This is a genomic window from Bacillus sp. EB106-07-01-XG149 (assembly GCF_058791555.1).
In genome coordinates this window covers 68,314-88,895 of sequence record NZ_JBYTDP010000012.1, presented here as the reverse complement: position 1 = coordinate 88,895, position 20,582 = coordinate 68,314, and the positions used below count along the sequence as shown (strand labels likewise).

The 20,582-nt window shown below is 36.3% G+C and carries 17 protein-coding genes, 2 tRNA genes and 1 riboswitch; of the genes, 15 read left to right on the top strand and 4 right to left on the bottom strand.

Going from position 1 to position 20,582, the window contains the following annotated elements; all coding sequences use genetic code 11:
- Positions 1-78 precede the first annotated feature (78 nt).
- From AC3WTA_RS27075 to AC3WTA_RS27020, 12 genes are all read left to right on the top strand, one after another.
- A tRNA-Gly gene (locus AC3WTA_RS27075) sits at positions 79-150 on the top strand.
- A 10-nt stretch (positions 151-160) separates the two neighbouring features.
- Positions 161-233: transfer RNA gene (locus AC3WTA_RS27070), tRNA-Ala, on the top strand.
- 115 nt (positions 234-348) lie between these two features.
- Complete coding sequence (locus AC3WTA_RS27065) at positions 349-1,494, top strand: glycerate kinase (RefSeq protein WP_000869597.1); 1,146 nt, start codon at positions 349-351, stop codon at positions 1,492-1,494.
- Between the two features lie 209 nt (positions 1,495-1,703).
- A complete protein-coding gene (gene rocF / locus AC3WTA_RS27060; protein ID WP_000711562.1) occupies positions 1,704-2,597 on the top strand; it encodes an arginase in 894 nt (297 codons plus the stop codon).
- Positions 2,598-2,846: 249 nt separating this feature from the next.
- Entirely contained in the window at positions 2,847-3,668 is an 822-nt protein-coding gene (cdaA, locus tag AC3WTA_RS27055) for a diadenylate cyclase CdaA (protein WP_492333085.1), read from the top strand.
- Positions 3,661-5,136: a CdaR family protein gene (locus AC3WTA_RS27050; protein WP_070169272.1), complete on the top strand. Its 1,476-nt coding sequence runs from the start codon at positions 3,661-3,663 to the stop codon at positions 5,134-5,136. The genes cdaA and AC3WTA_RS27050 overlap by 8 nt, the downstream gene beginning before the upstream one ends.
- The gene (gene glmM, locus AC3WTA_RS27045) at positions 5,129-6,475 is read left to right on the top strand and encodes a phosphoglucosamine mutase (protein ID WP_000521480.1); all 1,347 of its coding nucleotides are present in this window, start codon (positions 5,129-5,131) and stop codon (positions 6,473-6,475) included. The genes AC3WTA_RS27050 and glmM overlap by 8 nt, the downstream gene beginning before the upstream one ends.
- A gap of 286 nt (positions 6,476-6,761) precedes the next feature.
- Entirely contained in the window at positions 6,762-6,947 is a 186-nt protein-coding gene (locus AC3WTA_RS27040) for a hypothetical protein (RefSeq protein ID WP_001208183.1), read from the top strand.
- A 12-nt stretch (positions 6,948-6,959) separates the two neighbouring features.
- On the top strand, positions 6,960-8,762 hold the full coding sequence (glmS, locus tag AC3WTA_RS27035) for a glutamine--fructose-6-phosphate transaminase (isomerizing) (RefSeq protein WP_000334152.1): 1,803 nt from the start codon (positions 6,960-6,962) through the stop codon (positions 8,760-8,762).
- A 293-nt stretch (positions 8,763-9,055) separates the two neighbouring features.
- Entirely contained in the window at positions 9,056-11,026 is a 1,971-nt protein-coding gene (locus AC3WTA_RS27030) for a S9 family peptidase (RefSeq protein WP_492333084.1), read from the top strand.
- Positions 11,027-11,177: 151 nt separating this feature from the next.
- A complete protein-coding gene (locus tag AC3WTA_RS27025) occupies positions 11,178-11,744 on the top strand; it encodes a DUF4256 domain-containing protein (protein WP_000138388.1) in 567 nt (188 codons plus the stop codon).
- A gap of 385 nt (positions 11,745-12,129) precedes the next feature.
- A complete protein-coding gene (locus AC3WTA_RS27020) occupies positions 12,130-13,749 on the top strand; it encodes an S-layer homology domain-containing protein (RefSeq protein WP_000028730.1) in 1,620 nt (539 codons plus the stop codon).
- 103 nt (positions 13,750-13,852) lie between these two features.
- Here the strand turns inward: AC3WTA_RS27020 and AC3WTA_RS27015 are convergent, their stop codons facing one another.
- The 4 genes from AC3WTA_RS27015 to AC3WTA_RS27000 form a co-directional block, all read right to left on the bottom strand.
- A complete protein-coding gene (locus AC3WTA_RS27015) occupies positions 13,853-14,521 on the bottom strand; it encodes a methionine ABC transporter permease (RefSeq protein WP_000527134.1) in 669 nt (222 codons plus the stop codon).
- Positions 14,496-15,536 carry a methionine ABC transporter ATP-binding protein gene (locus AC3WTA_RS27010; RefSeq protein WP_000571344.1) on the bottom strand — a complete coding sequence of 347 codons (1,041 nt, stop codon included), beginning with the start codon at positions 15,534-15,536 and terminating at the stop codon, positions 14,496-14,498. Before AC3WTA_RS27010 ends, AC3WTA_RS27015 begins: the two co-directional genes overlap by 26 nt.
- Positions 15,537-15,548: 12 nt before the next feature.
- Positions 15,549-16,361 carry a MetQ/NlpA family ABC transporter substrate-binding protein gene (locus AC3WTA_RS27005; RefSeq protein ID WP_000756983.1) on the bottom strand — a complete coding sequence of 271 codons (813 nt, stop codon included), beginning with the start codon at positions 16,359-16,361 and terminating at the stop codon, positions 15,549-15,551.
- An 85-nt stretch (positions 16,362-16,446) separates the two neighbouring features.
- Positions 16,447-16,561, bottom strand: a riboswitch (SAM riboswitch).
- 81 nt (positions 16,562-16,642) lie between these two features.
- Positions 16,643-17,551, bottom strand: coding sequence for an NAD(P)-dependent alcohol dehydrogenase (locus AC3WTA_RS27000; RefSeq protein WP_000643894.1), 909 nt, complete (start codon positions 17,549-17,551; stop codon positions 16,643-16,645).
- 145 nt (positions 17,552-17,696) lie between these two features.
- Between AC3WTA_RS27000 and AC3WTA_RS26995 the strand changes: the two genes are divergently transcribed.
- The 3 genes from AC3WTA_RS26995 to AC3WTA_RS26985 all read left to right on the top strand — a co-directional run bounded on the left by AC3WTA_RS26995 (position 17,697) and on the right by AC3WTA_RS26985 (position 20,540).
- Complete coding sequence (locus AC3WTA_RS26995; protein ID WP_000750885.1) at positions 17,697-18,461, top strand: DUF6612 family protein; 765 nt, start codon at positions 17,697-17,699, stop codon at positions 18,459-18,461.
- Positions 18,462-18,573: 112 nt separating this feature from the next.
- Positions 18,574-20,010, top strand: coding sequence for an FAD-binding oxidoreductase (locus AC3WTA_RS26990; RefSeq protein ID WP_117616498.1), 1,437 nt, complete (start codon positions 18,574-18,576; stop codon positions 20,008-20,010).
- Positions 20,007-20,540 carry an MFS transporter gene (locus tag AC3WTA_RS26985; RefSeq protein ID WP_000222364.1) on the top strand — a complete coding sequence of 178 codons (534 nt, stop codon included), beginning with the start codon at positions 20,007-20,009 and terminating at the stop codon, positions 20,538-20,540. The genes AC3WTA_RS26990 and AC3WTA_RS26985 overlap by 4 nt, the downstream gene beginning before the upstream one ends.
- Positions 20,541-20,582: the final 42 nt, after the last annotated feature.

The following is a 20,582-nucleotide window of genomic DNA, read 5'->3' as shown; positions in this document are numbered from 1 at the left end:
CCATTAGCTCAGTTGGTAGAGCATCTGACTTTTAATCAGAGGGTCGAAGGTTCGAATCCTTCATGGCTCACCATTTTCGCGGAAGTAGTTCAGTGGTAGAATACAACCTTGCCAAGGTTGGGGTCGCGGGTTCGAATCCCGTCTTCCGCTTTATTACTAAGGGGCCTTAGCTCAGCTGGGAGAGCGCCTGCCTTGCACGCAGGAGGTCAGCGGTTCGATCCCGCTAGGCTCCATCTAAATAAAAAAGCTTATATCATATGATGTAAGCTTTTTTTGTATTTAAAAAGACAACTTTCATATTTGTCATTTAAAATGGAGAAAACGCGAAAATAAAGGATGGGGATAATTGTGAAAGTTGTTATTGCATCTGATTCATATAAAGAAAGCTTAAAAGCTATAAAAGTATGTGAAGCTATTGAAAGAGGATTTGGAGCAATTTTTCCTAAAGCAGAGTACGTAAAAATACCAATTGGAGATGGAGGTGAAGGAACGGTTGATTCACTTGTGGATGCTACTGATGGAAGAATGATACCTCTTCATGTGACAGGGCCGCTTAGAGAACGTATACAAGCCTTTTACGGTATGTCTAAAGATAAAAAGACAGCGTTTATTGAAATGGCAGCAGCATCAGGATTACAACACGTTCCGGTTAAAAAGCGAAACCCACTTATTACAACGACTAAAGGAACCGGAGAGCTTATACTACATGCGCTAGACGAAGGAGCTGAGCACATTATTTTAGGACTTGGCGGAAGTGCTACAAATGATGGTGGAGCAGGTATGCTGTCAGCTTTAGGGGTCAGGTTTATAAATGGAAAAGGGGAAGTAATAGAGCCATCTGGAGGAACATTACATTCGATTGTCGCTATTGATTTTTCATGCATGGATTCACGCTTACTGCATATAAAGATAGAAGCAGCATGTGATGTAGATAATCCGTTAGTTGGAATAAGGGGAGCATCTTTCGTATTTGGGAGGCAAAAGGGTGCGAATGCAGAGATGGTGAAAGAGTTGGATGAGAATTTAAAGCATTATGCGAATATCCTTAAACAATACTTATCTTGCGACGTATCTAAAATACCTGGCGCAGGAGCCGCAGGAGGAATGGGAGCAGCTGTTATTGCAGTGTTAAAGGGAAACTTGCGGAGAGGAATTGAAATTGTATTAGACTATACAAATTTTGATAAGCATATAGAAGGTGCAGATTTAATTATAACTGGCGAAGGGAGAATAGATGAACAAACAGCATATGGAAAGGCCCCTGTAGGTGTTGCGGAGCGTGCAAAGCATTTTCGTATTCCTGTCATTGCTATTGGAGGATCTGTATCTCCGAATTATCCAGCTGTTCATGAAAAAGGAATCGATGCAGTATTTAGTATTACAGCGAGTCCTATGACATTAGAAGAGGCATATAAAGTAGCGGAAGAGAATATCGAAATGACAGCAAAGAATATTGCCGCAGTATGGAAAATAGCATCAGAAAAACACTTCTAAATGTAGGAGTGTTTTTTATTATTATTTAATAATAATGATGGTAGTTGTTTCATTAAGTTAACTTTATACATAGAATAGTCTTGAAATTGGGTTTTTAAGGCGAATACAAGTGAATAATTTGTATATCCATACAGAAAAATGTTGAGTTGAGTCAGACTATATAAAAGATTTAAAATATTTAGTGAAGGCATAAAAGGGGGATACTATCTATGAAAAAAGAAATCTCAGTTATTGGAGTTCCAATGGATTTAGGACAGATGCGTCGCGGGGTAGATATGGGGCCGAGTGCAATCCGTTATGCAGGCGTAATTGAAAGAATTGAAGAAATTGGATATGACGTTAAAGATATAGGAGATATACGTATAGAGAGAGAAAAAGAAGTAGATGTAAATACAAACTTAAGAAACCTTACACAAGTTGCAACTGTATGTAACGAATTAGCAAGTAAGGTGGATCATATTATAGAAGAGGGACGTTTTCCACTTGTATTAGGTGGTGACCATAGTATCGCAATTGGTACATTAGCTGGTGTTGCGAAACATTATAAAAATTTAGGTGTTATTTGGTACGATGCACATGGTGACTTAAATACAGAAGAAACTTCACCATCTGGAAATATTCATGGCATGTCACTTGCAGCAAGTCTAGGGTATGGACATCAAACGCTTGTAGATTTATACGGGGCATATCCAAAGGTGAAAAAAGAGAATGTTGTAATTATCGGTGCACGTGCATTAGATGAAGGAGAAAAAGACTTTATTCGCAATGAAGGTATTAAAGTATTCTCGATGCACGAGATTGATCGTATGGGTATGACGGCTGTTATGGAAGAAACAATCGCTTATTTATCTCATACTGATGGTGTACATTTATCATTAGATTTAGATGGTCTTGATCCTCATGATGCACCAGGAGTTGGCACGCCTGTAATTGGTGGCCTATCTTATCGTGAAAGCCATTTAGCAATGGAAATGTTAGCGGAAGCTGATATTGTTACATCTGCTGAGTTTGTTGAAGTAAATACGATTTTAGATGAGCGAAACAGAACGGCAACAACAGCAGTTGCTTTAATGGGTTCTTTATTCGGTGAAAAACTAAAATAAATGTAAGAAAAGCAACTGAGAAGTTGCTTTTTTTATTTGAAAATAAGCGTATAATAATGATTTATATTATACTGTACGATAATAATGTTTGACATCTTACCAATTTAGACTAAAGGAGGGTTGTTTGTAATTGTCGTTTGTTTCATGTATGGTATAATTAACTAGTTGTTGGAAATACATACAGATAGAGCATAAAACAATATTTCAATATATGGATAGAATTGCTCGTAAGTAGGAGGAAGGGTTAGCATGCCTTTTGAAGATACGACCATTTTGAAATATCTTAGTACGGTATTAGATATTGCCGTTGTATGGTTTATTATATATAAGCTAATTCTCATAATCCGAGGGACGAAAGCTGTTCAACTTTTAAAAGGGATTACAGTTATTATTGTCGTTCGGATGATCAGTATTTTCCTTGAATTGCATACGCTTTATTGGCTAACTGAGCAAGTATTAACGTGGGGATTTTTAGCCGTTATTATTATTTTCCAGCCAGAATTGCGAAGAGCACTTGAGCAGCTAGGACGCGGGAGTTTATTTTCGCGTGTTGGAACTCATGAGGATGATGAACCTGAAATCGTTGCAACAGCGATAGCGAAAGCAACGGAATATATGGGGAAACGTAGAATTGGTGCATTAATTACTTTGTCAAAAGAGACCGGTATGGGTGATTATGTGGAAACGGGTATTCCGCTAAATGCACACGTATCATCGGAATTACTTATTAATATTTTCATTCCTAATACACCTCTTCACGATGGAGCGGTTATTATGCAAGGAAGTACCATTAAAGCAGCAGCGTGTTATCTTCCGTTATCGGAAAGTCCGTTTATTTCTAAGGAGTTAGGAACTAGGCATCGCGCTGCAATGGGAGTTAGTGAAGTTACTGATAGTATCACAGTAGTTGTGTCGGAAGAAACAGGTCAAATTTCTTTAACGAAAAATGGTAAGTTGCATCGTGATTTGAAGACAGAACAATTGAAAGATATGTTGTTAGCTGAATTTAGTGCGAGCGAAAAAATGACTTCTTCGTCTTTATGGAATTGGAGGAGAAAGCGTCATGGATAAGTTAATGGAGAATCATTGGTTTTTAAAAGGGATCTCATTACTATTGGCGTGTATGCTTTTTATGTCAGCGACTTTAACTGAAAAAAATACGACATCGGGGATAATACCTTTCGCAAATGATGCGAAAGAAACCTTAACTAATTATGCCATTAACCTTAAGTATGATGAAGAGAAATATATTGTAAGTGGTATTCCGTCAGAGGGCGTTAAGGTGAAGTTAGAGGGCCCAAAAGCAGCAGTTGCTACAGCAAAAGCAAAAAAACAATTTGATATACCAGTTGATTTGAGAGATAGCGAAAAAGGAACTTATGAAGTTTCTTTGAAAACGAACGGGCTTCCAGATGATGTGAAAGGAACAGTTCAGCCATCAACAATTAAAATTACTCTACATGAAAAAGCGAGAAAATACGTTCATGTAGACTTAAAATTATCAAATGAGGATCAAATGCCAGCGGGTTCAACTCTTGAAAAATCAAACATTAAACCTGATACTGTTGAGGTAGTTGGGACGAAAGAAGAAATTGAAAGTATTTCATCTGCTAAGGCGTATATTGATTTAAAAGGTGTTAATAAAACTGTTACAAAAACAGCCGAAGTTACATTATACAATAGAGAAGGAAAACGTTTAAATGTAAGAACGAGTCCATCTAAAATTAGTGTAACATTGAATGTGGCGACGCAAGCTACGGCCAATAATACTGAAAAAACTGTTCCTGTAACGTATACGAAAAAGGGGAGTTTACCAGAAGGATTGGCCGTTACAAATATTAGCATTGAGCCGAGAGAAGTAACGATAGCAGGTCCAAAAGATATATTGGATAATATACAATCGATAGAGGGGGTCGAAGTAGATCTTAGTCAATTGACAGAGTCTACAACATTCGATACCTCTGTTTTATTGCCAAAGGGTGTAACAAGTGCAAAACCGAATCAAGTGAAGGTTTCGGTAGGAGTGCAAAAAACAAAACAAACGAAAACAAGAACGATTGATGGTATATCAATTCAAAAAAATGGACTTTCTAAAGATGTTACGGCCCAGCTACTTTCGCCGCAAGATGGGAAGATAAGCGTTGATATTTCAGGAGAAACAAGTATAGTAGATAAAATAACAGCTGCTCAAATAACAGCAGCCATTAATCTGCAAAATGTATCTCCGGGGACGAAGGATGTTTCTATTCAAGTGAGCGGTCCTGGTAATATTTCAATAGAGCCAAAGCAAAAAAGTGCCAAAGTCACAATTGTGAAGAAAGAAAATCCAGATAAAGAAGTACAGGGTAACGGTGAAAAACCAGATTCAAATAATAACCAAGATAATCAAACTGAAAAACCAAAAAATCCTGAACCTGAACATAAGCCTAAGCCTGACCCGGAAAAGGAACAGGAACAAAATAAAGAACAAGAAACTAGTCAAGAGCCAACAGTAGATAATCAAAAAGAGCCAGAAAAAGGAGCGAATCATAATGGGTAAATATTTTGGTACAGATGGAGTACGTGGGGTTGCGAACCAGGAGTTAACACCTGAATTAGCGTTCAAAATTGGACGTTTTGGTGGTTATGTATTAACAAAAGATACAGATCGTCCAAAAGTAATTATCGGCCGTGATACACGTATATCAGGACATATGTTAGAAGGAGCTTTAGTAGCAGGTCTATTATCAACTGGAGCAGAAGTAATGCGCCTTGGTGTTATTTCTACACCAGGTGTTGCTTATTTAACAAAAGCGTTAGATGCACAAGCAGGTGTTATGATTTCTGCATCTCATAATCCAGTACAGGATAACGGAATCAAGTTCTTCGGTTCAGACGGTTTTAAATTAACAGATGAGCAAGAAGCAGAAATCGAAGCTTTATTAGACAAAGATGTTGATGAGTTACCACGTCCAACAGGTACGAACCTTGGACAAGTGAGTGATTATTTTGAAGGCGGACAAAAATATTTACAATATATTAAACAAACTGTAGAGGAAGATTTCTCTGGTTTACATATCGCTTTAGATTGTGCGCATGGTGCTACGTCTTCTTTAGCTCCATACTTATTTGCGGATTTAGAGGCTGATATTTCAACAATGGGAACTTCACCAAACGGCATGAACATTAACGATGGAGTAGGTTCTACGCATCCAGAAGTATTAGCTAAATTAGTAAAAGATAAAGGCGCTGATATTGGTCTTGCCTTTGATGGTGATGGTGACCGTTTAATCGCTGTAGATGAAAAAGGAAACATCGTTGATGGCGATCAAATTATGTTTATTTGTGCGAAGTACATGAAAGAAACTGGTCAATTAAAGCATAATACAGTCGTTTCAACTGTTATGAGTAACTTAGGTTTCTACAAAGCACTTGAAGCTAACAATATCACAAGTGATAAAACAGCAGTTGGTGACCGTTACGTAATGGAAGAGATGAAGCGTGGTGGTTACAACTTAGGTGGAGAACAATCGGGTCATATTATCTTACTTGATTACATTACAACTGGTGATGGAATGTTAAGTGCACTTCAATTGGTGAACATCATGAAAATGACGAAAAAACCATTATCTGAGCTTGCAGGTGAGATGACAAAATTCCCACAATTACTAGTAAACGTTCGTGTAACAGATAAAAAACTAGCATTAGAAAATGAAAAAATTAAAGATATTATTCGTGTTGTAGAGGAAGAAATGAACGGTGATGGCCGCATTCTTGTTCGTCCATCTGGAACAGAGCCACTTATTCGTGTAATGGCAGAAGCACCAACACAAGAAGTTTGTGACGCATATGTACATCGTATTGTAGAAGTTGTGAAAGCTGAAGTTGGCGCTGAATAATTCAATAAATTTATGAAAAGGGAGCACAAGAAGTGCTCCTTTTTCATATGTTTTATAGACGATGAAAAAAATTTCATTGACGGTTTATCTATGTTTGTTATAAGATGGTCTTGTTCTTTTTCTCAAAGGAAATATTGTAAATTATAGAAGCGCCAGAACTACAAGTAGTGTAGTTGACGAGGTGGAGTTTATCGAGATTTCGGCGGATGACTCTCGGTTGTTCATCACAACCGCAAGCTTTTACTTAAATCATTAAGGTGACTTAGTGGACAAAGGTGAAAGTGTGATGAGAGAAAAGGAACGGATACAAACTAGCTGTATAAGTATATACGGACTTAAACCCAATCGAGAGGAAGGTGAAAGCCGTTACAAGCTTACAGGGCTAGCAATATGTAATCCGTTTTTTAGTATAAATAAAAATGGTATCGGACTATGTCGTTACATGTTCGCAGAGCAATGTAAGCATTTGTAACGGCGACTAAACATGTGTGGAATCGTAGGATTTATTGGAGAGCAAGATGCAAAGGAAATTTTATTAAAAGGTTTAGAAAAGCTAGAATATCGTGGATATGATTCAGCAGGTATTGCAGTACAAGCAGAGAACGGTGTTGTTGTATACAAAGAAAAAGGTCGTATTGCAAAACTTCGCGAAATCGTAGATGAGAACGTAGCAGCAAGCGTGGGAATCGGTCACACACGCTGGGCTACACATGGTGTTCCAAGCAAAGTAAACGCGCATCCGCATCAAAGTACATCAAAACGCTTTACACTAGTTCATAACGGTGTAATTGAAAACTATGAATTAGTGAAAAAAGAATATTTACAAGATGTAACGTTCGTAAGTGAAACGGATACAGAGATTATCGTACAGCTTATGGAACAACAAGTGAGCACAGGATTAAGTGTAGAAGAAGCGTTCCGTAATACGCTATCTCTTTTACATGGCTCTTATGCGATCGGATTACTTGATGCTGAAAATCCAAACATGATTTATGTTGCTAAAAACAAAAGCCCGCTATTAGTAGGTGTTGGTGACAACTTTAATGTTGTGGCGAGCGACGCTATGGCGATGTTACAAGTTACAGATCAATTTATTGAGTTAATGGATAAAGAAATTGTAATCGTAACGAAAGAAAGTATTACAATTAAAAACTTACAAGGTGAAACGATTGAACGTGCACCGTTTACAGCGGAATTAGACGCAAGTGATATTGAAAAAGGAACATACCCTCATTTCATGCTTAAAGAAATCGATGAGCAACCACTTGTAATCCGTAATATAATTCAAAAGTATCAAGATGAAAATGGCGAGATTGAACTGAATGCAGACATCCGCAATGCGATTTTAGATAGCGATCGTATTTACATCATTGCATGTGGAACAAGTTATCATGCAGGTCTTGTTGGAAAACAATTTATCGAGAAGTTTGCAAAAATGCCAGTTGAAGTGCATGTAGCAAGTGAATTCTCTTATAACATGCCATTATTAACAGAAAGACCATTCTTCATTTACATTTCACAAAGTGGTGAAACAGCTGATAGCCGTGCAGTACTTGTGCAAACAAATGAAATGGGTCATAAAGCATTAACGATTACAAACGTACCTGGTTCTACGCTTTCTCGTGAAGCTGATTACACACTTCCGTTATACGCGGGACCAGAAATCGCAGTTGCATCAACGAAAGCTTACACAGCACAACTTGCAGTACTTTCAATTTTAGCTGCGGACATTGCTAAAGCAAAAGGCGAAGTTCTTGATTTCGATTTAACACACGAATTAGGAATTGTAGCAAATGCAATGGTAGAACTTTGTGATCAAAAAGAAGAAATGGACGCATTAGCAAAACAATTTTTAGCAACAACTCGTAACTGTTTCTTCATCGGACGTAGCGTAGACTTCTACGTAGGATTAGAAGGTGCGTTAAAGCTAAAAGAAATCTCTTACATCCAAGCAGAAGGATTTGCTGGAGGAGAATTAAAACACGGTACAATCGCCTTAATCGAAAATGGTACACCAGTTATCGCACTTGCTACACAAGAGCACGTAAACCTTGGAATTCGTGGTAACGTGAAAGAAGTAGTAGCACGCGGAGCTAACCCATGTATCATCTCAATGAAAGGCTTAGAAATGGAAGGTGACAGCTTCGTATTACCAGCTGTACACGAAGCACTAGCACCGCTAGTAGCAGTTATTCCATTCCAACTTATCTCATACTACGCGGCACTTCACCGCGAATGTGACGTTGATAAGCCACGTAACTTAGCTAAGTCTGTTACTGTTGAGTAGGAGATTGGTAGGTTAATAAATATAGTGTGGATTTGAAATAAATTTACGAATTTGTACCCCTTTAGATATGTTATCTAAAGGGGTATTTTTGTGCCGAAAAAGAACATCTAAAATTGCTAAGTGGATAGAATCCTACTAATCTACTAATTAAAATTTTACTTTATCGGATTTGGAATAGAACCACTTTTATTTATCTGAATTTTCCGTTACTATTTTAAGTATCAGTGAACAATTTTCTTTATTATGAAGAGAAGAGACGATAGATTCATGGACATTACAAGGGGGCTTATTATATGAAAGTGAAAGCAAAAACATATTTAAATATAGAAGAGATTATTTCATTACCGGCCGTATCAAGTGCAAATATAAGTGATGATGGAAAAAACGTAGCATTTGTAAAGAAGACAGCTAACTGGGAAGACAATACGTATAGAAATCATGTATGGATATATGAGAAAGATAAAGGGCAGAGTTACCCACTAACAGATGGGGATATAGATAGTACACATCCAGTATGGTCTCCAGATTCTAAGAGCATTGCATACCTTAGTCCAGGCGGTGACGGAGCTAATAAAAATCAGATCTTTGTTAAGTTAATAGACGGTTGTAGTGAGGTTCAAATTACGGATGAGAAGGAAGGAGTTAATACATTCAAATGGGAGCCTACTGGTAAAGGTTTTTATTATATTGCACAGTCAAAAGAATGTGAGGAGATAAAGAAACGTAAGGAACGATATGGAGATTTCCATCATGTAGGTAAGGAACATCAGAATAATTGTTTATACTACATTGAAATAGAAAAAGTGAAACAAAACGATAAACAGGAACGGAAGGTTAGCGGTGTTTATCAACTAACGGACGGTAAGGATTTTTATATACATAACTTTGATATTTCAAATGATAGGAAAAAGGTTGTATGTATGGCTACACCAAGTTTAAACGATTATATGAATGGTGATCTATACATATTAGATGTTGAAGCTGGGGAACTACAAAAGATGAATATAGATAAGTTGTTAGGAGCGAGCGTCTGCTTTTCTCCTGAGGGCGATAAAATATGTTACTCAGCAAGCATAAGAGAGAAGGATTACTATAGAAATCATATACAAGATAATACATTAGAGATATATGATATGAATACTAGAGAGGTAATTCAACCTTTAACAAATTTTGATAGTACGGTTATGCCATTACAGTGGACAGCTAAAGGAATTTTAATTAGATGGCAGGATAAAACGAATTACCGTATTGGCTTGTTATGTGAGGATGGCACTGTGGAAATGTTAAGCGAAACAGTAGATGGGTTTATAATGGATGCCTCTATAACAAGGGATGGCAATTATATAACATATACTAAGGCTATAACTATAACAAATGAAACCTTTGAAATCTATTTGGATGATAAAAAAGTAACGAATGAAAATAGCTTTTTCGAAGGAAGGCTTAAAAGTAACAGAGAAATCATCTCATGGAAAAGTAGTGATGGTCTTGAAATAGAAGGTGTTTTATCAACCCCAGTAGAGTTTGACGTAAATAAAAAATATCCTTTATTAGTAGTAATCCATGGTGGTCCATCTTGGGCATCCTTTCCGATATTTTCAGACTGTTTTAATGAAAAATATCCGATTGAACAGTTTATCGAAAAAGGCTTTATCGTTTTAGAGCCAAACTATAGAGGAAGTTCTGGTTATGGTAATGAATTTTTAAAAGCAAACTATAGAAAACAAGGAATTGCTGATTATGATGATATTATATCTGGAGTGGATGAACTAGTTGAAAAAGGGATTGTAGATAAAGATAGAGTAGGAGTTATGGGATGGAGTAACGGAGGATATATATCAGCTTTCTGTTCTACATTTAGTAGTAGATTTAAAGCTATTTCAGTTGGAGGTGGAATTACAAACTGGAGTACCCATTATGTAAATACAGATATCCCTTACTTTATTAGGATGTATTTAGGAGATGCTCCATGGAATGATCCAGAGATATATAAGAAAACTTCACCAATGACATATATTAAATCAGCCTGTACGCCTACCTTAATTCAACATGGGGAAAAGGATGTAAGAATTCCAACTACAAATGCATATGAGCTATATGAAGGGTTAAGAGACATGGAAGTCGATACAGAGTTAATTATACTTAAAGGAATGGCATATAGTCCTAATCAGCCAGGAATGAATGTAGCTATTATGAAACAGAATTTGATGTGGTTTTCACACTATATTCTTGGTGAAAGTATGAAAGATTTTCGTACTATATAATGGATATCCACACAGGGATTTTTCGTTGTGCAATCGGATTAGATTGTTGAAAAAGAGATACAACAAATTATATAATTTGTTGTAAACTGTATGCAAACTATTATTGAAAAGATTTAAATGATTATAAGGAAACGTAATTCGGAGGACTAATATGACAGAGAATAAAAATGAGTTATCTGTAGAACAACGTGAAGAACTATTAAAAGTATTACAAGCTCGTTTTGAGAAAAACGTGAACCGCCATGAAGGTCTTGAATGGGCTAAGATTGAAGCAAAACTGGCTACTAATACTGAAAAGTTGTGGTCAATTCATGAAATGGAAGTAACTGGCGGTGAGCCGGATGTTGTTGGTTATGATGAAGAGAAGGACGAGTATACTTTCTATGATTGTTCAAAGGAGAGTCCTAAAGGCCGCAGAAGTCTTTGTTATGATCTTGAAGCGTTAGAGGCAAGAAAAAAACATAAACCAGAAAATAACGTTATTGATGTGGCAACTGCTATGGGCATTGAATTATTAACGGAAGAACAATATCGAGAGTTGCAACAGTTTGGGGATTTTGACATGAAATCATCAAGCTGGGTACAAACACCTTCAGACATTCGAGAACTTGGCGGTGCTCTATTTTGCGATTATCGCTTCGGACACGTTTTCGTGTACCACAATGGAGCAGATTCCTATTATGCTGCTAGAGGATTTCGTGGTTCGCTAAAGGTCTAAATTTGAAAAAAGTAAGAGTATGTTTTAATTAATCTTTTTAAAACATGCTCTTTTCTATAATTGTTACTTAGAGTTATTCATATTGGTTTAACCTATGTAAGAACTATAATACTATGTAAAATTAATTAATATCTAGCATATTAGTAAACTTATACCCAGAGGTGTAGAAAAAAAGGATTTCTAAAAATAGGAGTTCTTTTTTATTTGTTGTCAGGATTTTTAAAGAATTTAGAGATTTCATAGAAAACAAACGGGATATCGAGTAAAATGTTAAGTATTGTTTTCAACATTCAAAAGGGTATTTTGGAGGTTCTTTTCGCGAATTTTTATAAGTCTATTAAAGGAGGAAGATATATCTAAAATAGCAAGATATATCAAATTAAACATGAGTATTACATTTCATAAAAAGGTAGTAGCATTAACAGCAGGACTAACGGTATTATCTTCATCTATGGTATCGTTCGCAGAGGAACAACAATCAGTAAATAACTATCAATCTATAAGTGCTCTGGAACAAGGTGGAACAGATCAACTTCAGGTATCAGATGAACAGGCTTTAAAAAGTATTGAAGAGAGTTTTGAAGGAGTAGACGGACGTGGTGGAGGTACTGTCGATAATAAGAAAGTGGACAGTCTTCAAGGTTCAGAAGGTATGTATGAAGAAACAGGTACATTAACGGTTCCTAACAATTCAAATAGAACAAAACGTAGTCTTTCTTTTTCAGCTCCTAAAGTTTCTAGTACTATAAATGGCGTCCCATTCACTGAATGGATTGTCCCAACTGGTAACGAGAATATTCGTCCTCAAAACCATATGGTTCCAAAGTATATTACAATTCACGAGACCGACAATAAAAGTGTAGGAGCAGGAGCTAAAAACCACGCTCAATACTTATATAACCAAGCAGTAGGACAAACAGATCGAGCTGCATCATGGCACTTTACAGTAGATGATAAAGAGATTTATCAACACTTACCATTAAACGAAAACGGATGGCACGCAGGAGACGGTGATGGACCAGGTAATAGAGAATCTATTGCAATTGAAATTGCAGTTAACAGTGATGGTGACTATAATAAGGCAGTAGATAACGCTAAGAAACTTGCAGCTTATTTAATGAAAGAAACAGGTGTACCATTAAATAATATTGTAAAACATCAAAAATGGAGTGGTAAAATCTGCCCTGCTATTATGATTAACAGTGGACAATGGGTTCCATTCGTAAATGGTGTTGAAGGGTATTATAATAAATTTTATCAACCAACAGACGATATAACAGGAGGTTGGTATGAGCCAGCTATTCGTGATTTGAATAGAAGAGGTATTATGGTCGGAGAAGGAAACGGTATTTTTGCGCCTAATAGATCTGTAACAAGAGCTGAGTTTGCTCAATTAATCTCTAATTCTCTAAGTCTTCCAGCTGGAGATGCAACGTTTAAAGATTTAAATGATGTAAATCCAACTTTACGAGATGGTATTAAACGTACTGCAAGTGCAGGCATCATTTCTGGTAGAGGAGACGGTAATTTTGACCCTAACACACCTATTACAAGAGAAGAAGCTGCAGTTATTGTAAATAAAGCTTTACAGTATAAAAAAATAAATGGACCATTGGCAAACTTACCATTTGCAGATAAAGATCAAATTATCTATAAAGAAGCAGTACAAAGATTATACGGTTTGGGTATTGTAAAAGGTATGGGAGATAATCTGTATGTGCCTAAAGGAACGACGACTCGTGGTGAAACAGCAGCATTCATTTTAAACATGCTTCAAGTAATTGAAACTGGTAGTGTTCAAAAAGGAATTGGTACAGTTGAAATTAATGGAATTGGGGTAAATGTTCGTAGCGGAGCGGGTGCTAGCTACTCTGTTGTTAGAAAAGCCAGCAAAGGTGAAAAAGCTACAGTATATGAAGAGAAGAGTGGCTGGTTAAGAATTGGTACAGGTGAGTGGGTTTATAATGAACCTAGTTACATGGTATATAAGAAGGATAAAAATTAAGTCGTTAAGAAGCAGAATGGATTACTGGACAAGTTATTCATTTTGAAGGTGGATTTAAAAGATAAAAAAGAAGGTATCTCATTTCGGTGAGATACCTTCTTTTTTAATCTTTCTTCAATCTTCTTGCAACACCATTTCCTAAAGACTGTAGCCCTTGAACGAGGATAATTAAAATAAAGACTGTTGCATACATTATTTCAGGTTCGTAGCGTAAATGTCCGAATCGATATGCTAAATCACCAAGACCGCCAGCACCTACAAGTCCAGCCATTGCTGTTGCACCGATTAAGCCAATTGTTGCAATTGTCAAGCCGAGTACAAGGGAGGGACGAGCTTCTTTCACCATAACGTGCCAGATGATTTTTATAGTAGAAATGCCCATCGCTTGGTAAGCTTCAATAACACCACGATCCACTTCTAATAATGCTGTCTCCATTAATCGTGCAATATAAGGAGCTGTGAATACGACAAGTGGTACGATAACCCCTTGCACGCCAATGGATGTTCCCATTAGAAACTTTGTAAAAGGTAAAATGAAGAATAATAGAATGATAAATGGAAGAGAGCGAATGATATTAATAATTGTATTAAGAATCGGATAAATGATTTTATTTTCGTGCTGCCCACCAGGTCTCGTTAAAACAAGTGTGACGCCAAGTGGTAATGCAATAAGGATAGAGATGAATAGTGAAATAGATGTCATTTGAAATGTTTGAATGGTTGCTTCCCATATGACTTTACCCCATTCATCCAAAAAGGACTTGTTTCCCATAATCTGTTCTACCTCCTTCTACGATGATCCCTTGTTCTTGTAAAAATGATAAAGCACGGTTTACTTCATTTTTCTCACCCTGCATATGAATAACCAGTTTCCCATATGCTTCATGTTTTAGCTGTGTAATATTACCGGATAAAATATTTGGATACACTTGAAAACGTTTTGTAGCAATAGCTAACGCTGGTTCGCCAGAAGAAGTTCCTATAAATGAAAGTGTTACGATTTCTCCGGTTCTTTGTAGTTCTTTTTGTACCTCTTCTGGAATTCTAGCTGCAAATGCACTATTTACGAATTTCTTCGTTGTTATATGTTGTGGGTTGGTGAAAATATCTTTCACAGTCCCACTTTCGATTACTGCTCCATGTTCCATAACAGCAACTCGGTCACATATACGCTGGATGACATTCATTTCATGTGTAATTAATAAAATTGTGATCCCGATTTCTTCATTGATTTTTAATAATAAGTCAAGGATAGAATCGGTTGTTTCCGGATCTAAAGCGCTTGTTGCTTCGTCGCTTAATAACACTTCAGGTTCATGTGATAGTGCGCGTGCAATGGCAACACGCTGCTTTTGGCCACCAGAAAGTTCACTCGGATAGGCATCTTTTCGATTGAAAAGATCGACAATACGTAAGTATTTTTCTACCCTTTTTTCAATTTCCACTTTTGGAATGCCAGCGAGGCGTAAAGGTAATGCGATATTTTCATAAACTGTCACGGTTTTAAGTAAATTGAATCCTTGAAAGATCATTCCGATTTTTTGTCGCGCTTTTGCGAGTTTTTTTGCTGATAAAGTTGTTAAATCTTGGTTGTTTACAATAATATTTCCTGTCGTTGGCTTTTCTAATAAATTTACACATCGAATTAATGTACTTTTACCAGCGCCACTATATCCAATGATTCCAAATACTTCGCCCTTTTTTACTTGAAGGGAGGTAGGTTTAAGAGCTTCCACATTCCCTTTTTTTGTTGTGAATACTTTGGATACATTTTTTAATTCAATCATTATCGTCAGCTCCTACCAAGACGGTAAAACAGAACCATCAAATTTTTTCTCGATAAATTCTTTCACTTCTTTAGATTGATAAGCTTTCTTTAATTTATTTACAACAGCATCATCTTTATTTTCAGTACGAACAACGACCCAGTTCATATATGGTGAATCTTTTCCTTCACGGAAGATAGAATCTTTCGCAGGGCTTAATTTTGCACCTAATGCAAAGTTTGTATTAATCGCAGCTGCTTTTACTTCACTTAGTTGTGTCGGTAATTGAGATGCCTCTAATTCAACAATCTTTAAGTTTTTTGGATTTTCAATTACATCTTTCGCAGTCGCTTTTTCTGTAGCCTTTGGATCCACTTTTAAAACACCGGCTTTTTCAAATAGTTTTAAAGCTCGAAGTTCATTCGTTGGATCATTTGGTACAGCAATTGCGTCGCCCTCTTTTAAATCCTTTACATCTTTTAAGCTTTTCGAATATACACCCATAGGGAATGTTACTGTTGAAAATACTTCAGTTAATTTCATATTACGTTCAGCTTTAAATACGTCTAAATATGATTTCGTTTGATAGCTATTTACATCGAGGCTTTTTTCATCTAGGGATACGTTTGGTGCTACATAATCATTAAATACTTTTACATCAATTTCGAGACCGTCTTTTGCGGCAACTTCTTTTACCTTTTCAAAAATTTGTTCATGCGGCCCGCCGGTTACACCGACAGTAATCTTTTTCTCATCTAACGCTTTTATTTCTTTATCTGAACCCCCGCTACATGCGCCTAATAATAATACTGCTCCACTTACAATGCTCAATAATACTTTTTTCATCTATAGTTCCCCCTCCATATATGTTCCAAAATAAAAAGCACCTCTCAAAAATAAGAGAGGTGCCGAATAGACAAAATAGGTTCCTCTCTTATCTTCCAAAACGAAAACTCGTTTTGCAGGAATTAGCACCTTAGCTTATACATCATAAGCTCGGTTGCCGGGCATCATCGGGCCAGTCCCTCCGCCACTCTTGATAAGAGTATGTGTATGTAGTTTTTTTAATATGGTACTAATAGTAAATCTTACAAAAAGAATTGTCAATGTTATTTTCTGAATATATTTTATTTTAAGGTAATAGAAACATTCCCTTTCTTATGTCCCTTTTCCACATATATATGAGCTTCAGCAATTTCTTCTAATCGGTAGGTTCTATCAATAACAGGTTTTAAATGTTCTGTTTCAGTTAGTTCTTTTAGTAGAATCATATCCTCTTTACTTACCTTTGCCATCATTCCATTGACAGATACATATTTTCCATTGGATGTTAATGTATTTGTACAAAGGGATTTTTTATACTTCCCAACTGCATCAAATATAATATCGTAGCGCTCGCGCCGCTTAGTAAAATCTTCTTTCGTATAATCAATTACTTTATCAGCTCCTAAAGATTGGACGAGTTCAAAATTTGAATTACTACAAACAGCCGTAACGGTCGTACCGAAATATTTAGCAAGTTGTACAGCAGCTGTTCCTACTGATCCGGAGGCACCATATATGAGCACTTGTTGCCCTTTTTTTATACGGCCCTTTCTCAGGAAATGCAATGCTGAAGTTCCACCAAAAGGAATAATGGCCGCTTCTTCATACGTCACATTGGTAGGTTTTAATGTTATTAATCCACTTTCATGTACGCATGTGTACTCGGCGTAACCACCGAGGTTTAGTTCTGTTAATGCAAAAATTGGATCACCTTTTTTAAATTGAGTTACATCTGTTCCTACTTCTTCGATTTCACCGGATAACTCTACGCCGAGTACAGGTTTTCTCGGTTTTCTGAAACCTAATATGATCCGCATAGGAATCCAAAATAAGAGGGGGCTATTAAAGCCGCGTATTCTACAATCTCCAGTCGTTACACTTGTTGCATGAATTTTAATTAATACTTCGTTCTTTTTAGGTGTAGGTTTCTCTATATTTTGAAGTTGAAGAACGTTAGGTGGTCCATACTGTGTGCAAATGATCGCCTTCATAATGACCTCCTGAAATGAGTTGTTGTTATTTACATCATATTTAAAACCTTCATCAAACATGTCGCTATATAGCGAATAAAGATTAAAAATTATATAGATTTCGTAGGAAAAGAGGTGATATTATTTTGGGAAAGGGGGCGACATTATGAAAAAAACTATTTTTATTTCAAGTTTAGTGCTTGCAATCAGTCTAGGGGTAGGGTGTAGTAATGAAAAAACAGCAAAGACGGATGAGCCGAAAAAAGAATCAGTTCAAAAAGAAAAGGAATTAGCCGCGAAGGATGTTTTCAAGAAAACGAACGAAGCTTTTAAAAATGAAGAGCATGTAACGATGACATATGGTGTAGGGGTAAAAGCTGAGGGAACAGAGATGGATATATTAAAGGCTAAGATGCAATTAGAGCCAAAGACAAAGAATTCTCGTTCTGAAATGAATATTTCCGGTACAGATGTTGTAGTGTATACTGTGGATGGTAAAGTTGCTGGTGAGGTGAAAAACCCTAATACAGGAGAAGTTATAACTGTACCAGAGGAGCAATTAAACGCTGGTGGAATGAAAGCGACTCAAGATATTATAGATAAGTTAGAAGTACCGGAAGTAGTTTTAGATAAAATGAAGATGGAGAAAAGCGGAGATAAATATAAACTGAAATTTACATTAAAAGGGCAAGAAACAGAAAGTATGTTAACTAGCATGGATGAAACACAGAAGAAAATGTTACAAGCACAAAATGCGAAGATAGAAGAAGTGGATGCAGAATATATTATTACAAAAGATTTTAAATATGAATCAGCAAAGATAGACATGATTATGAGTAGTAACGGCAAGGATAAAGCACACATTATTACGAACGCAAAATATACGTCGTACGAAAAGTTTGATCCAATACAATTGCCGGCAGCAAAGTAACAGTTTTGATGAGGGGGGACCTAAAATAAGGTGCCCTCTTTTTTGTATACTTTCTTTATAGGAAAATAGGTACAATATGAAGAGGGAAAACTGTAGAAGAGGAGAGTGTCATTTGAAAAAAAGAAAGATAGCGGCGGTCATTGTAGCTTATACAGTGTTGCTTGCGACATCTATAAATACATATAAAGAGCAACTAGATCATCCTATTATGAGCGATGTAGGAAAGTTGCTTCCAACGAAAATTAAACGTGTTGAAAATGCTGAGGATGAACATTCATTAAAACAGGTAGTGAAAGATGCAAATACTTCTGGAGAGAAAATTTCCATTGCAGGTATGCAACATAGCCAAGGAGGACAGACGTATTATCCAAACGGCACGATGCTTGATATGAAAGGATATAATAAAATATTAGAATTCGATATGGAGAAGAAGAGGATTAGGGTGCAAAGCGGTGTCACATGGAATGACATTCAAAAAAAAATCAATCCATATGGTCTTGCGGTTCAAGTGATGCAATCTCAAAATATTTTTACTGTTGGTGGTTCATTAAGTGTAAATGTACATGGGCGTGATATTCGTCATGAAGCATTGATTGATACAGTAGAGTCATTCAGATTGTTAATGGCAGATGGTACGGTACGTAATGTAAGTAGAAAAGAAAATGCAGAGCTATTTCCATATGTCATAGGTGGTTACGGGTTATTTGGTGTCATTTTAGATGTGACATTAAAGTTAACTGATGATGAATTATATGAAATGCATACGAGAATGATAGATTATAAAGAATACACATCTTATTTCAAAGATAAAGTGAAAAGAGATGAAAATGTTCGTATGCACTTAGCCCGTATTTCTGTTGCCCCCAATTCATTTTTAAAAGAGATGTATGTGACAGATTATACATTGGCGAAAAATCAAAATATGAGGGAAGAGTACAGTGAATTAAAAGAAGAAAATATTATAGCTGCACCGAAATTTTTACTCGGATTATCCCGTTATAGCGATTGGGGAAAGAATACATTTTGGGATATACAAAGAAATTATTTTGAACGTACAGATGGAACGTATGAGACACGAAATAATGTTATGAGGTCAGATAGTGCCTTTATGGAATATGAAAATCCGAATAGAACAGAAGTGTTACAAGAATACTTTGTGCCTGTAGATTTCTTCACGGAATACATAGATGATTTACGTAAAGTATTAAATGAAGAAGAGTTTAATTTGCTCAATATTACGATTCGTTATGTGGAAAAGAATGAAAATGCAGTTTTATCCTATGCGAAAGATGATATGTTTGCGCTAGTTCTTTTAATTAATCAAGGACGCTCAGAGGGTGAAATAAAGAAAACAGAAGATGTCATTCAGAAAATGATTGATGTTACTTTAAAACATAATGGTAGTTATTATTTACCGTACTATTCGTATCCAACGAAGGAGCAGTTAAAGAGGGCATATCCTCGTATAGAAGAATTTCTTCAGAAGAAAAAAGAAGCGGATCCAAAAGAGAGATTTGTGAATTTATTTTATAGGGAGTATACGAAATGACATATAGAAGATTTGTAGCGTCACAAAGCATAATTATGATGGCGGGAAGTATGGTATTTCCTTTTTACATTCTATTGCTTCGGAATGTTGGGAATAGCTTCTCGCAGTTTGGCTGGGCGTATGGCTTATTTGCTTTAACTTCAGCACTTGTATATCCATTAGTAGGAAAGATGTCTGATCGAGTAGGCGATCAAAAATTATTAATTATATATGCTTGGTCCATGGCAATATTAATGCTTTGTTTCCCGATTGCCACGGAAGTATGGCATGTTTATATTCTTCAAATTGTAATGGGAGTTTTAGGTGCTGTGCAGCGTAATACCGAGAAGACGTCGTTAGCACGAAAGGTTGTGCAAGAAAATGCTGGTTATGAGATTGGGAAATATCATGTGTGGACATCGATTGGAGGAGCGGTAGCAATTATTGCAACGGGATATTTAGTAGATTTCTTTACGATTGGCACCATTTTTTATATTGCATCTATCTTATATGTAGTGAGTGGGATTGTATTAAGTAGTAAAAAAATATAATCATCCCCATTTTTACCTGAATACCCTTTATTTGTTATACTA

Coding starts and splice junctions, on each gene's coding strand:
- rocF (WP_000711562.1), top strand. CDS start 1,704: ATGAAAAAAGAAATCTCAGTTATTGGAGTTCCAATGGATTTAGGACAG.
- cdaA (WP_492333085.1), top strand. CDS start 2,847: ATGCCTTTTGAAGATACGACCATTTTGAAATATCTTAGTACGGTATTA.
- AC3WTA_RS27050 (WP_070169272.1), top strand. CDS start 3,661: ATGGATAAGTTAATGGAGAATCATTGGTTTTTAAAAGGGATCTCATTA.
- glmM (WP_000521480.1), top strand. CDS start 5,129: ATGGGTAAATATTTTGGTACAGATGGAGTACGTGGGGTTGCGAACCAG.
- AC3WTA_RS27040 (WP_001208183.1), top strand. CDS start 6,762: ATGAGAGAAAAGGAACGGATACAAACTAGCTGTATAAGTATATACGGA.
- glmS (WP_000334152.1), top strand. CDS start 6,960: ATGTGTGGAATCGTAGGATTTATTGGAGAGCAAGATGCAAAGGAAATT.
- AC3WTA_RS27030 (WP_492333084.1), top strand. CDS start 9,056: ATGAAAGTGAAAGCAAAAACATATTTAAATATAGAAGAGATTATTTCA.
- AC3WTA_RS27025 (WP_000138388.1), top strand. CDS start 11,178: ATGACAGAGAATAAAAATGAGTTATCTGTAGAACAACGTGAAGAACTA.
- AC3WTA_RS27020 (WP_000028730.1), top strand. CDS start 12,130: ATGAGTATTACATTTCATAAAAAGGTAGTAGCATTAACAGCAGGACTA.
- AC3WTA_RS27015 (WP_000527134.1), bottom strand. CDS start 14,521: ATGGGAAACAAGTCCTTTTTGGATGAATGGGGTAAAGTCATATGGGAA.
- AC3WTA_RS27010 (WP_000571344.1), bottom strand. CDS start 15,536: ATGATTGAATTAAAAAATGTATCCAAAGTATTCACAACAAAAAAAGGG.
- AC3WTA_RS27005 (WP_000756983.1), bottom strand. CDS start 16,361: ATGAAAAAAGTATTATTGAGCATTGTAAGTGGAGCAGTATTATTATTA.
- AC3WTA_RS27000 (WP_000643894.1), bottom strand. CDS start 17,551: ATGAAGGCGATCATTTGCACACAGTATGGACCACCTAACGTTCTTCAA.
- AC3WTA_RS26995 (WP_000750885.1), top strand. CDS start 17,697: ATGAAAAAAACTATTTTTATTTCAAGTTTAGTGCTTGCAATCAGTCTA.
- AC3WTA_RS26985 (WP_000222364.1), top strand. CDS start 20,007: ATGACATATAGAAGATTTGTAGCGTCACAAAGCATAATTATGATGGCG.